Genomic DNA, 11957 nt, shown 5'->3' on the forward strand with positions numbered 1-11957 from the left:
AGCCGTCACTGACGACAGGATGGGTACTGAGAACGTGAGCACCGAGGGCGCAGCACAAGCCGTCACTGACGACAGGATGGGTACTGAGAACGTGAGCACCGAGGGCGCAGCACACACCGCTGCCGACGCTGTAGTGGGCACTACGGTCGCCGGGATCGATCTCGGCGACCCGCAGCTCGCTGCCACGGTCCGTGAAGGACTGAAGCAAGTCGAGGAACTGCTGGTCAGTGAGCTCTCCGACGGGGAGGACTTCCTCACGGAGGCGGCGTTGCATCTCGCGAAGGCGGGAGGCAAGCGTTTCCGTCCGCTGTTCACGGTGCTCACCGCCCAGCTCGGACCGAAGGCCTCCGACCCGTCGGTGGTCACGGCGGCCACCGTCGTCGAGCTGGTCCACCTCGCCACGCTGTATCACGACGACGTGATGGACGAGGCGTCGATGCGCCGCGGTGCACCCAGCGCGAACTCGCGGTGGGGCAACAGCGTTGCGATCCTCGCCGGCGACTATCTGTTCGCGCACGCGTCCCGTCTCGTCTCGACGCTGGGACCCGAGGCGGTGCGCATCATCGCCGAGACGTTCGCCGAACTCGTCACCGGCCAGATGCGCGAGACGATCGGGCTTCGCGGCGAGCAGGATCCGGTCGAGCACTACCTCAAGGTCGTGTGGGAGAAGACGGGCTCGCTCATCGCGGCGTGCGGACGCTTCGGCGGCACCTTCTCCGGCGCGGACGCCGACCACGTGAAGCGGCTCGAACGCCTCGGCGACGCCGTGGGCACCGCCTTCCAGATCTCCGACGACATCATCGACATCTCCTCGGTGTCCGCCCAGTCCGGCAAGACACCCGGAACCGACCTGCGTGAGGGCGTCCACACGCTGCCCGTGCTGTACGCGCTGCGCGACGAGGGACCCGACGCCGATCGCCTCCGGGTGCTCCTCGACGGCCCCGTCACCAACGACGACGACGTCGCGGAGGCGCTCGCGCTCCTCGAACGGTCACCCGGCATGGCCGCCGCCAAGGCGAAGCTGGAGGAGTTCGCGGTCCAGGCACGCGCGCAGCTCGCCGAGCTGCCGCAGGGCCCCGCCAACGACGCCCTCGTCAAGCTCGTCGATTACACGATCGAGCGCGTCGGCTGAGCCGTATCGTCAGTAACCGAACTCGTCTTCACCCGATTTCTCGTCGTCCGAGCGGGAACCGTCCCACCACCGTGTTTCGTTGAATGATCAAGATCCCGAAACTCGGGTGACGTGATCGGGTGACAACGACAAGGAAGGCGTGACGTGCGCTACGCAAACGGGGCGAAGACTCTGGTTCTGTTGGTCGGCATGTCAGCGCTGATCGTGTTCATCGGCGCGCTGTTCCGCAACCCCACCATCCTGCTGCTGGCGATCGTGTTCGCGGTGGGAATGAACGCGTACGTGTACTTCAACAGCGACAAGATGGCGCTCAAGGCCATGCACGCCCAGCCGATCACCGAGGTGCAGGCGCCGGTCATCTACCGCATCGTCCGGGAACTGGCCACCACCGCGCACCAGCCGATGCCGCGGCTCTACATCAGCCCCACGTCCGCGCCCAACGCTTTCGCCACCGGGCGCAGTCCGCGCCACGCCGCGGTGTGCGTCACGAGCGGCATTCTGCAGATTCTCAACGAACGAGAGTTGCGGGCCGTGCTCGGACACGAGCTGTCGCACGTCTACAACCGCGACATCCTGATTTCCTCCGTCGCCGGTGCCATGGCCGCCGTCGTGTCGGGACTCGCGAACTTCGCCATGTTCGCCAACATGTTCGGCGGACGCGGCGGGGGACAGGGCGCCAACCCGATCGCGCTGCTCCTGGTGTCGCTGCTCGGGCCCATCGCCGCGACGGTCGTCAAACTCGCGGTGTCGCGGTCGCGGGAGTACCAGGCCGACCAGTCGGGCGCAGAACTCACCGGCGACCCCCTGGCGCTGGCGTCCGCGCTGCGGAAGCTGGAGCAGGGCACCCAGGCTGCACCGCTGCCGCCGGAGCCTCAGCTCGCCGCGCAGTCGCACCTGATGATTGCCAACCCGTTCCGCACCGGCGAGAAGATGAGCCGGATGTTCTCCACCCACCCGCCGATGGCCGACCGGATCGAGCGGCTCGAGCGCATGGCGGGCATGTAGGCGGCTTCGCCGCCCGTGCGCCTTTCTGGTCGTTCCTACAACCAAAAAGGCGCACGGGCGCGGAGCGCCTCTACCGGTAGTTCACGAACTGCAGCGCGATCCCGAAGTCCTCACCCTTCAGCAGGGAGATCACGGCCTGCAGGTCGTCGCGCTTCTTGCTGCTCACCCGCAGTTCGTCGCCCTGGATCTGCGCCTTGACGCCCTTGGGGCCCTCGTCGCGGATCTTCTTGGTGATCTTCTTGGCGTTCTCCGTGGTGATGCCCTGGACGAGGCTGCCCGACAGCTTGTAGATCTTTCCGGACTGCGCCGGCTCGCCCGCGTCGAACGCCTTCAGGGAGATGTCACGCCGGATCAGTTTCTCCTTGAAGACGTCCAGGGCGGCGAGCAGTCGCTCCTCGGTGTCGGCCGTCAGGGTGATGGTTTCCTCGCCGGACCATTCGATCGATGCTCCCGTGTTCCGGAAGTCGAACCGGGTCGACAGCTCCTTGCCGGCCTGATGCAGGGCGTTGTCCACCTCTTGACGCTCCACCTTGCTCACCACATCGAAGGACGAATCAGCCACTTCACACTCCCGGTTTCGTCTAGTTCTCCCCGCCGCGACCCGGCCGGGGGCCCGCCGAATGCCGACGAGCAGATTCGACGCTATCGGTTCGCAACCGCCCGTATCCACCCGGTTTGCAAAACGGGGGGCCGTTCGTTGTATTCTTCTTTCCGCAGCGGAGAGCGATTTCGCACAGATTTCGCGCTCCTCGTGCAACCCCGGCAGATTGCCCGAGCGGCCAATGGGAGCGGACTGTAAATCCGTCGGCTTATGCCTACGTAGGTTCGAATCCTACATCTGCCACACACAGAACCCCGGTGAGCGACAGCTCACCGGGGTTCTGTCGTTCGTGGCCGGGACCGGTTGTCCGGCCGGCACCCCGCTCTGTGTGGGCTGCCGACCCGAACTGCCGGGTGCAGCGACATACGAAAGCCGCTGACCAGGCAATTTGGTTCTGGACGCGAACTCTGTGTAATCTCGTCAAGGCTTCAGCGCGCAGCGATGTGCGAGCGAAGCACGCCCCCTTAGCTCAGTCGGCAGAGCGTTTCCATGGTAAGGAAAAGGTCAACGGTTCGATTCCGTTAGGGGGCTCGCTGGATTGAAGTGGAGCGCCTAGTGCGCGACACTCGACACCGAGGCGGTGTAGCTCAGTTGGTAGAGCAAACGACTCATAATCGTTGCGTCGCCGGTTCAAGTCCGGTCACCGCTACACAATATGCATGATCCACCCTGATTGTTCGTAATCAGATTCACCCGAAAGAAGGCATCCCGTGGCCTCCTCGACTGACGTTCGGCCCAAGATCACTTTGGCCTGCGAGGTATGCAAGCACCGCAACTACATCACCAAGAAGAATCGGCGCAACGACCCCGATCGCCTGGAGATCAAGAAGTTCTGCCCGAACTGCGGAACTCACCAGTCGCATCGCGAGTCCAAGTAACACGGTCCGGAACTAGGACTGCGTTCGCGAAGGGAGTCCTCTAGGCTGCCCTCACGCGCTGACGTCAAGGGTAGAAGAGGTTCTTTCGCGTGACTGACACTGTGACAGAGACAGAGGCATGCGTGCCCGAGGCTGTTCCTGCTGATCCTGCCGCGCACGCACTGGCAATGGTCGGGCACCACTACCGCGTCGACGATTTCTACGAGGTCGGACGCGAGAAGGTGCGCGAGTATGCGCGTGCCGTGCAGGACTGGCACCCCGCTCACCACGACGAGGAAGCCGCGAAGGGCCTCGGCTACGACGGTCTCCTCGCTCCTCTGACGTTCATCTCGCTCGTCGGCATCATCGCCCAGGGACGTCTCTTCAAGGAGATCGTCACGGGCTACGACCCGAGCCAGATTCTCCAGACCGATCAGCGGCTCGAGTTCCACAAGCCGATCAAGGTCGGCGACCGCCTGGTCTGTGACGTGTACCTGGAGTCGTTCCGTCAGATGGGCGGCAGCGACATCATCGTCACCAAGAACATCGTCACCGATCAGTACGACGAACTGGTCCAGACCACGTGGACGACGCTCGTCGCGCGCACCGGTGGCGAGGTCGACGAGAACATCGCTCACGCAGTCAAGGACGTGATCATGCATGGCGCTTCGTAAGTTCGAGGACGTCTCGGTGGGTGAAGAACTCCCCGAGCGCATCGTGAAGCTCACGCGTGGCGACCTGGTCAACTACGCGGGCGTGTCCGGCGATCCCAACCCGATCCACTGGAGCGACGAGGTCGTCAAGCTCGCCGGTCTGGACAACGTGATCGCGCACGGAATGCTCACCATGGGTCTCGGCGGCGGCTTCGTCACGTCGTGGCTCGGAGATCCGGGTGCTGTCAAGGAATACAACGTTCGTTTCACGAGCTCGGTCTACGTCCGTGAGGACGAGGCCGCGCAGGTCGAGTACACCGGTAAGGTGAAATCGCTCGACGAAGAAAGCAAGACAGCAGTAGTCGCGATCGTGGCGCGTTCCGAGGGAAAGAAGATCTTCGGTCGCGCCACCGCAACGGTCCGTCTGGCCTGACAGCCGGGTGGATTGGGTTTGTTCCGGGGCTTTGAAGTACACTGAGATTTCTGGGATTACTCAGCGCTGCGCGCTGCCCTACGGTGCTGTATGGCCGGCAAGGGTGGCGCGCGTGTCATGTAATCACAGAGAGGTCGGTCAAGAATTGGTCCGAGGCTAGTTTCGGACCAGGTCTCCCGACCAAAGGGGCGTAGCTCAACTGGCAGAGCAGCGGTCTCCAAAACCGCAGGTTGCAGGTTCAAGTCCTGTCGCCCCTGCCCCCGGATGCCAGCGACTGAGAGGAACGACGTGAGCGAGGAGCGCGCCAAGCGCGACGGCGACACTTCAGGGTCGACGCGCCCGGACGGTGCCGACGACACCGCGGCCGACGCCACCACCACGCGTTCCGCCACTCCCTCGGGAAAGCCCAGCGGTAAGCGCCAGGGCCGTCGTTCGCAGGCAGGTACTGAGGTCGCCGCGAGTTCCGTGAAGTCACCGGAACTCTCGAAGTCGGACACGACCACCAAGGTCAAGCCGGCGAAGAAGGATCGCGCCGACAAGCCGCGCAAGGAAAACATTTTCAAGCGCCTGCGCCGGTTCCTCCGCGAGGTCATCGCCGAGCTGCGCAAGGTCATCTGGCCCAATCGCAAGCAGATGATCACCTACACCAGCGTCGTCCTGGTCTTCGTGGTGTTCATGGTGACGTTCATCGGCGTGTTGGATCTGGTGGTCATCAAGGGCGTCACCTGGTTGTTCGGTTGACGGAATCCGCCCCGGTGGATCCGAAGTATGTGAGTGACGAGAGGAAGCGAGTGCCCCAGTGAGCACCCCCGAGAACGACACGAATGAGGCTTTGGCCGAAGAGCGTGTTTCTGCCGAGGCGGCAGCCGAAGTGGATGTCGAGGCTGCCGACGAGGGCACCGAAGCCGCGGAAATCGTCGGTGACGACGGTGCAGAGGACGCCCCGGCCGACGAGATCGTCGAGGACGAGGTGACCGCCGAAGAAGAGGCTGTGACCGCCGACGAGGCTGCGCCCGCCGACGAGGCTGTGACGGCCGAAGAGCCCGAGGACCCCGTTGCGGAACTCAAGGCCGCTCTGCGCCGCGCACCCGGTGACTGGTACGTCATCCACTCCTACGCGGGTTACGAGAACAAGGTCAAGGCCAACCTCGAGACCCGTGTCCAGAACCTCGACGTCGGCGATTACATCTTCCAGGTGGAAGTTCCCACCGAAGAGGTCACCGAGATCAAGAACGGTCAGCGCAAGCAGGTCAACCGCAAGGTTCTGCCCGGCTACATCCTGGTCCGCATGGATCTCAACGACGAGTCCTGGGGAGCTGTGCGCAACACGCCCGGCGTCACCGGATTCGTCGGTGCGACGTCGCGCCCGTCCCCGCTGACCCTCAACGAGGTCATCAAGTTCCTGCTCCCGCAGCAGGAGCAGAAGAAGCAGGCCGCCGCGGCAACCGTCTCGGCGGGCGAGACCGGCGGAGAAAGCTTCGCAAAGCCGCTCATCGAGGTCGACTTCGAGGTCGGCGAGTCGGTCACCGTCATGGACGGCCCGTTCGCCACGCTGCCCGCCAGCATCAGCGAGGTCAACGCCGAGCAGCAGAAGCTCAAGGTCCTGGTCTCGATCTTCGGTCGCGAGACCCCGGTCGAGTTGTCCTTCACGCAGGTCGCGAAGATCTAGCGCCACATACTTGCACTGCAGTAGCAAGAAACACACCCAGCAAGAATTAGGAAATCGAGATGCCCCCCAAGAAGAAGAAGCTCGCAGGGCTCATCAAGCTTCAGATCCAGGCCGGTCAGGCTAACCCTGCACCGCCCGTGGGTCCCGCGCTTGGTCAGCACGGCGTGAACATCATGGAATTCTGCAAGGCCTACAACGCGGCGACTGAGTCCCAGCGCGGCAACGTGGTGCCGGTCGAGATCTCGGTCTACGAAGACCGGACCTTCGATTTCAAGCTGAAGACCCCTCCGGCTGCCAAGCTGCTGCTCAAGGCTGCAGGCGTGCAGAAGGGCTCCGGCGAGCCGCACAAGACCAAGGTCGCTTCCGTGACCATGGATCAGGTGCGCGAGATCGCGAAGACCAAGCAGGAAGACCTCAACGCGAACGACATCGAGCAGGCCGCGAAGATCATCGCCGGCACCGCACGCTCGATGGGTATCACGGTCGACGGCTGAGTCAGCCCTGATCGATCGGCGGCACCGCCGTCGAAGATCGACTGACGGCACCGCCGTCGAAGAAAGCGTGGGAGGGCCGGCCAGGCCCAGACCACTACTGAACCATTCACCATCGCAGACAAGACACACACTGCGGTGAGAAGTTAGGACAGAAGAAATGGCAAAGCGCAGCAAGGCGTATCTCGCCGCCGCTGAGAAGATCGACTTCGACAAGCTGTACAGCCCGCTGCAGGCTGCGAAGCTGGCGAAGGAGACGTCGTCGAGCAAGATGGACGCGACCGTCGAGGTTGCCGTCCGTCTGGGCGTCGACCCCCGCAAGGCGGACCAGATGGTCCGCGGCACGGTCAACCTGCCGCACGGCACCGGTAAGACCGCCCGCGTCATCGTGTTCGCAGTCGGAGAGAAGGCCGCCGAGGCCGAGGCAGCTGGAGCCGACGCCGTCGGTGCCGAGGACCTCATCGAGCGGATCCAGGGTGGATGGCTCGATTTCGACGCCGCCATCGCGACTCCCGATCAGATGGCCAAGGTCGGCCGCATCGCCCGCGTCCTCGGACCGCGTGGCCTGATGCCGAACCCGAAGACCGGCACCGTGACGGCTGACGTCACGAAGGCTGTCGCGGACATCAAGGGCGGAAAGATCAACTTCCGCGTCGACAAGCAGGCCAACCTGCACTTCGTGATCGGCAAGGCATCGTTTGACGACGCCAAGCTGGTGGAGAACTACGGCGCCGCGCTGGACGAGATCCTGCGTGCGAAGCCGTCCTCCGCGAAGGGCCGCTATGTCAAGAAGGTCACCGTTTCGACCACCACCGGCCCGGGCATCCCGGTGGACCCGAACCGCACCCGCAACCTTCTCGAGGATGCCGACGCGTAAGTCACGCTTCACACAGTTCGGCCGGTACGGAAATCTTCCGTACCGGCCGAACTGCTTTTTCCGGGGTCAGTCTTCGTCGCCGGTTTCCGATTCGGACTTCTTCCGCCACGCCAGCATCACGGAATCGGTGCGTGCCGGCGCCCAGGGCATGAAGATCGCGACGACGACCGCGCAGACCACCACGGCGCCCGCCGCGACGAGCGACGCAGTGTGCGACCCCTGCAGCACCGTCGTCTTCATGGTGAGGATGAGATTCTCACGCTGCTGTTCGAGGAACGGCGGGATCTCCCGTTTCCGGATCTCGAGCACACTCAGGACCGTCGCACGCGCGAAGCCCTTCTCGTCGTCGTCCATCAATGCGGCCGGAATCCGGTCGAGCAGCGGACTCATCGTCGTCGCGTAGTACGACGCGACAATCGATCCGAGCACGGCGACACCGAGCGTTCCACCGATTTCCCTCGTCGTGTCGTTCACGGCGGAGCCTGCTCCCGCCTCGTCGAGAGGCAGCGATGCCATGATCGACTCGGTGGCGGGCCCCTGCACGATGGCCAAGCCGAGCGCCATCGACACCATCGACGGAAGCACATCCGTCAGGTAGCTGCTGTCGACGGCCACCTGACCGCCGAGGTACAGCCCGACACCGGTGAGGAGGAGGCCGAACACGATGACCGGGGTCGTCCCGATCCGCTGGGCCAGAAGTGTGGCGACGGGGGCGCCGACCGCCACCGACACCGCGAACGGCAGCGACGCGACACCGAACTCGAACGGCGTGTACTCCCGGACTCCCTGGAAGTACTGCGTGATGAGGAACAGGAAGCCGAACATCGAGAAGTACCCGATGGCGATCGCGAGGGCGGGCAGGGAGAACCTGCGGTTGCGGAACAGCCGCAGGTCGAGGACCGGGTGCTCGGTGCGCAGCTCCCAGCGGACGAATCCGACCAGGACCGCGATCGAGACGGCGACGGCGCCGACGGTGACGAACGACGTCCACCCGTGGTGAGGGGCCTCGATGATGGCCCACACGAGGACGGTGATTCCGGTGATCGAGGCGGCGATTCCGACGAGGTCCATGCGTCCGATGACGGAGGCGCGTGACTCCGGCACCAGGAGCAGCGTCGCTGCTGCCGCGACCACCGCGATCGGCACGTTGATCCAGAAGACGGAGTGCCAGCTGAAATGCTCGAGCAGCCACCCGCCGGCCATCGGCCCGATGGCGATCGCGAATCCGGCCATCGCGGTCCAGGCGGCGATGGCCAGCGCCCGTTCCCGCACGTCGGTGAAGATGTTGATGACGAGGGCGAGGGTCGCGGGGAAGACTGCGGCCGCGAAGACACCCATCGCCGCGCGGGCCGCGATGACCTCCCCCAGACTCTCGGCGTTGGCGCCGGCGATCGACATGACGGCGACGCCGATCAGACCGATGACCATGACGCGTCGACGACCGTAGCGGTCGCCGAGGTTGCCGAACGCCAGGAGCAGGCCTGCGAACGTCAGCGTGTAGGCGTCGACGACCCACTGCAAGCCGCTGACACTGGTGCGGAGTTCGACACCGATCGACGGGAGAGCGACGTTGACGATGGTGTTGTCGAGCACGACCAGCAGTTCGGCCAGGCAGATCACGGCGAGCGCGAGGAAGCGTCGTGTCCGGGATCCGGTCACGACGGCCCGGGCTTCGAGGATTGTCATGAGGAAAAGCTAGCTCATATATGTAACGTCGCGTAACAGGTAAATGGACGCTGCTTCAGTCTGATGGACCACACACCGCATGCCGAGTGATGCTGGTCACTGCGATGGGTGGAGTCCCGCCGCGATTTGGCGGTTATGCAGGCCATGCCGTAATCTTTCCTGCGGAGTTCAATGCAGTATTTGAACTTCACCCCAAATCATGTTCTACCCAAGACCGTTGGTGATCACTCCCGCAAGGGTGTGATTGAAAGTCCGGGAATGTCCGGCGGCCCACGCAGGAGGACGAGGTAGGGGGATGCGTATCGGTTGTGGGCTCGCGCCCTGACCGTGTCGTTTCCTTTCACGCCCCGTGTGCCCTGCACCGGGGCGTTTTGCATGTCGTGGATTGTGTGCTCCGGGATTCCGGCGGTGCGCAGCGGTTCCGAAGTGGGATAACGACTGTCATGAGAGGAGGCGAAGTATGGCAAAGCCTGAGAAGGTTTCCGCGGTTGCGGAGATCACCGAGCAGTTCAAGGGTTCGACCGCTGCTGTGATCACGGAATACCGTGGTCTGACGGTGGGCAACATCACGACACTGCGACGCGCTCTCGGAGAAGGTGCCACCTACTCCGTCGCCAAGAACACCCTGGTCAAGCGTGCCGCTGCTGAAGCGGGCGTCGAGGGCCTTGATGACCTTTTCGTCGGTCCGACCGCCATTGCATTCATCAAGGGCGAGCCCGTCGATGCTGCGAAGGCTCTGAAGAACTTCGCTAAGGACAACAAGGCGCTCATCATCAAGGGCGGCTACATGGACGGCGCTGCGCTGTCCGTGGACCAGGTCAACAAGATCGCGGACCTCGAGTCCCGCGAGATCCTGTTGGCCAAGCTTGCCGGCGCGATGAAGGGCAACTTGGCAAAGGCCGCAGGCCTGTTCAACGCTCCTGCTTCGCAGGTGGCCCGACTGGCTGCTGCACTGCAGGAAAAGAAGGCCGCAGAAGGCGGAGCTGCCGAAGCTCCCGCCGAAGCTCCCGCCGAGGCTGCAGCCGAAAGCTGATCCGCACCCGCGCATCACTGCTATAACCCCGCCCGGTCGCGGATCAGCGACATGGGACTTACAGGAAGGACCGCCACAATGGCGAAGCTCAGCACCGAAGAGTTGTTGGACCAGTTCAAGGAGCTCACCCTCCTCGAGCTCTCGGAGTTCGTGAAGGCATTCGAGGAGACCTTCGAGGTCACCGCCGCTGCCCCGGTCGCCGTTGCCGCTGCAGGCGGAGCGCCGGCTGCTGCCGAGGCTGCTGAGGAGCAGGACGAGTTCGACGTCGTCCTCGAGTCGGCCGGCGACAAGAAGATCCAGGTCATCAAGGTCGTCCGTGAGGTCGTTTCCGGCCTCGGCCTGAAGGAAGCCAAGGACCTCGTCGAGGGTGCTCCGAAGGCGATCCTGGAGAAGGTTGCCAAGGACGCGGCCGACGCCGCCAAGGAAAAGCTCGAGGCTGCCGGCGCGAAGATCACCGTCAAGTAAGACGGTCTCTCCCGCGCTGCTCACCGAGCAGACGAAGAGGGTCACTCCCCATCCGTGGGGAGTGACCCTCTTTTTGTGTCCGCGGACGTCTTCGGAGTGTCGAGTTTCCTGGCCGAAAGCTGGACGCGCGACCAGAAATTTCGCTACCGTTATCCCAGTTCAGACGCGTTGTTTTGCATAGTGGGACCCGCTGTTGGCATGCTTCCTTACTCATGAGTAGCATCCCTTGTCACAGGTAACACGTCGATGCGATAGAGTGACCCAACCCACACGGGGTGAGTGCATCGAACGGTCGCGGAGGTAATGGTGGGAGTCGAGGTATCCGTCGAGGGACTGACCAAGTCGTTCGGCTCGCAGAGGATCTGGCAGGACGTCACGTTGACCCTTCCCGCCGGTGAGGTCAGTGCGTTGCTCGGGCCGTCGGGTACGGGTAAGTCGGTGTTTTTGAAGTCGCTGATCGGTTTGCTCCGCCCGGAGCAGGGCTCGATCGTGATCGACGGCACCAACATTCTCGAGTGCTCCAGCAAGGAGCTCTACGAGATCCGCAAGCTGTTCGGTGTGCTGTTCCAGGACGGCGCCCTGTTCGGCTCGATGAACCTGTTCGACAACGTGGCGTTCCCGCTGCGCGAGCACACCAAGAAGTCCGAATCCGAAGTCCGCAAGATCGTCATGGAGAAGATGGAGCTCGTCGGCCTGCTCGGGGCCGAGGACAAGCTGCCCGGCGAGATCTCCGGCGGTATGCGCAAGCGCGCGGGCCTGGCCCGGGCCCTGGTGCTGGACCCGCAGATCATCCTCGTCGACGAGCCGGACTCCGGCCTGGACCCGGTGCGAACCACCTACATCTCGCAGACGTTGATCGACATCAACGCCGAGATCGACGCGACGATCCTGATCGTTTCGCACAACATCAATCTCGCGCGGACGGTGCCGGACAACATCGGCATGTTGTTCCGCCGGCATCTGGTGATGTTCGGTCCGCGGGAGGTGCTGCTCACCAGTGAGGAGCCGGTGGTCAAGCAGTTCCTCAACGGCACCATGATCGGTCCGATCGGCAT

Annotated in this window: 14 protein-coding genes and 4 tRNA genes; 16 read left to right on the forward strand and 2 right to left on the reverse strand. The window is 63.8% G+C overall.

The window, feature by feature from the left end; all coding sequences use genetic code 11:
• Window positions 1-76 precede the first annotated feature (76 nt).
• Both AC1D1G_RS32910 and htpX read left to right on the forward strand, forming a co-directional pair.
• Window positions 77-1132, forward strand: a complete 1056-nt coding sequence (locus tag AC1D1G_RS32910) for a polyprenyl synthetase family protein (protein WP_016882791.1) — start codon at window positions 77-79, stop codon at window positions 1130-1132.
• 189 nt (window positions 1133-1321) lie between these two features.
• Complete coding sequence (gene htpX / locus AC1D1G_RS32915) at window positions 1322-2137, forward strand: zinc metalloprotease HtpX (RefSeq protein ID WP_043943972.1); 816 nt, start codon at window positions 1322-1324, stop codon at window positions 2135-2137.
• Window positions 2138-2207: 70 nt separating this feature from the next.
• On the opposite strand, the gene AC1D1G_RS32920 is transcribed toward htpX, so the two are convergent.
• On the reverse strand, window positions 2208-2699 hold the full coding sequence (locus AC1D1G_RS32920; protein WP_007298080.1) for a YajQ family cyclic di-GMP-binding protein: 492 nt from the start codon (window positions 2697-2699) through the stop codon (window positions 2208-2210).
• A gap of 199 nt (window positions 2700-2898) precedes the next feature.
• Here AC1D1G_RS32920 and AC1D1G_RS32925 point away from each other — a divergent pair.
• From AC1D1G_RS32925 to rplA, 11 genes are all read left to right on the forward strand, one after another.
• Window positions 2899-2981 (forward strand) — tRNA-Tyr (locus AC1D1G_RS32925).
• 215 nt (window positions 2982-3196) lie between these two features.
• Window positions 3197-3269: transfer RNA gene (locus AC1D1G_RS32930), tRNA-Thr, on the forward strand.
• Between the two features lie 45 nt (window positions 3270-3314).
• A tRNA-Met gene (locus AC1D1G_RS32935) sits at window positions 3315-3387 on the forward strand.
• 61 nt (window positions 3388-3448) lie between these two features.
• Window positions 3449-3616: a 50S ribosomal protein L33 gene (gene rpmG, locus AC1D1G_RS32940; protein ID WP_005252089.1), complete on the forward strand. Its 168-nt coding sequence runs from the start codon at window positions 3449-3451 to the stop codon at window positions 3614-3616.
• A gap of 89 nt (window positions 3617-3705) precedes the next feature.
• Complete coding sequence (hadA, locus tag AC1D1G_RS32945) at window positions 3706-4269, forward strand: (3R)-hydroxyacyl-ACP dehydratase subunit HadA (RefSeq protein WP_477955369.1); 564 nt, start codon at window positions 3706-3708, stop codon at window positions 4267-4269.
• Window positions 4256-4681, forward strand: coding sequence for a (3R)-hydroxyacyl-ACP dehydratase subunit HadB (hadB, locus tag AC1D1G_RS32950; protein ID WP_005252091.1), 426 nt, complete (start codon window positions 4256-4258; stop codon window positions 4679-4681). Before hadA ends, hadB begins: the two co-directional genes overlap by 14 nt.
• A 184-nt stretch (window positions 4682-4865) precedes the next feature.
• Window positions 4866-4938 (forward strand) — tRNA-Trp (locus AC1D1G_RS32955).
• Window positions 4939-4969: 31 nt separating this feature from the next.
• On the forward strand, window positions 4970-5422 hold the full coding sequence (secE, locus tag AC1D1G_RS32960; protein ID WP_157951354.1) for a preprotein translocase subunit SecE: 453 nt from the start codon (window positions 4970-4972) through the stop codon (window positions 5420-5422).
• A gap of 58 nt (window positions 5423-5480) precedes the next feature.
• Window positions 5481-6350, forward strand: a complete 870-nt coding sequence (gene nusG, locus AC1D1G_RS32965; RefSeq protein WP_283352876.1) for a transcription termination/antitermination protein NusG — start codon at window positions 5481-5483, stop codon at window positions 6348-6350.
• 59 nt (window positions 6351-6409) lie between these two features.
• Window positions 6410-6844 (forward strand): 50S ribosomal protein L11, encoded by a 435-nt coding sequence (gene rplK, locus AC1D1G_RS32970; protein WP_005252095.1) that lies wholly within the window; start codon window positions 6410-6412, stop codon window positions 6842-6844.
• A 157-nt stretch (window positions 6845-7001) separates the two neighbouring features.
• Entirely contained in the window at window positions 7002-7718 is a 717-nt protein-coding gene (gene rplA / locus AC1D1G_RS32975; protein WP_005252097.1) for a 50S ribosomal protein L1, read from the forward strand.
• A 66-nt stretch (window positions 7719-7784) separates the two neighbouring features.
• Here rplA and AC1D1G_RS32980 read toward each other — a convergent pair whose 3' ends face one another.
• Window positions 7785-9404 (reverse strand): MFS transporter, encoded by a 1620-nt coding sequence (locus tag AC1D1G_RS32980; protein WP_477955370.1) that lies wholly within the window; start codon window positions 9402-9404, stop codon window positions 7785-7787.
• Between the two features lie 460 nt (window positions 9405-9864).
• On the opposite strand from AC1D1G_RS32980, the gene rplJ reads away from it, so the two are divergent.
• The 3 genes from rplJ to AC1D1G_RS32995 form a co-directional block, all read left to right on the forward strand.
• Window positions 9865-10437, forward strand: coding sequence for a 50S ribosomal protein L10 (gene rplJ, locus AC1D1G_RS32985; RefSeq protein ID WP_477955372.1), 573 nt, complete (start codon window positions 9865-9867; stop codon window positions 10435-10437).
• A gap of 78 nt (window positions 10438-10515) precedes the next feature.
• Entirely contained in the window at window positions 10516-10902 is a 387-nt protein-coding gene (rplL, locus tag AC1D1G_RS32990) for a 50S ribosomal protein L7/L12 (protein WP_005252104.1), read from the forward strand.
• Window positions 10903-11205: 303 nt separating this feature from the next.
• Window positions 11206-11957: ABC transporter ATP-binding protein (locus tag AC1D1G_RS32995; RefSeq protein ID WP_477955373.1), on the forward strand; the 752-nt coding region annotated here is incomplete at its 3' end.

It is taken from the genome of Rhodococcus sp. P3_B8, from assembly GCF_056402775.1.

Coding starts and splice junctions, on each gene's coding strand:
- AC1D1G_RS32910 (WP_016882791.1), top strand. CDS start 77: ATGGGTACTGAGAACGTGAGCACCGAGGGCGCAGCACACACCGCTGCC.
- htpX (WP_043943972.1), top strand. CDS start 1,322: ATGTCAGCGCTGATCGTGTTCATCGGCGCGCTGTTCCGCAACCCCACC.
- hadB (WP_005252091.1), top strand. CDS start 4,256: ATGGCGCTTCGTAAGTTCGAGGACGTCTCGGTGGGTGAAGAACTCCCC.
- rplK (WP_005252095.1), top strand. CDS start 6,410: ATGCCCCCCAAGAAGAAGAAGCTCGCAGGGCTCATCAAGCTTCAGATC.
- rplA (WP_005252097.1), top strand. CDS start 7,002: ATGGCAAAGCGCAGCAAGGCGTATCTCGCCGCCGCTGAGAAGATCGAC.
- AC1D1G_RS32980 (WP_477955370.1), bottom strand. CDS start 9,404: ATGACAATCCTCGAAGCCCGGGCCGTCGTGACCGGATCCCGGACACGA.
- rplJ (WP_477955372.1), top strand. CDS start 9,865: ATGGCAAAGCCTGAGAAGGTTTCCGCGGTTGCGGAGATCACCGAGCAG.
- rplL (WP_005252104.1), top strand. CDS start 10,516: ATGGCGAAGCTCAGCACCGAAGAGTTGTTGGACCAGTTCAAGGAGCTC.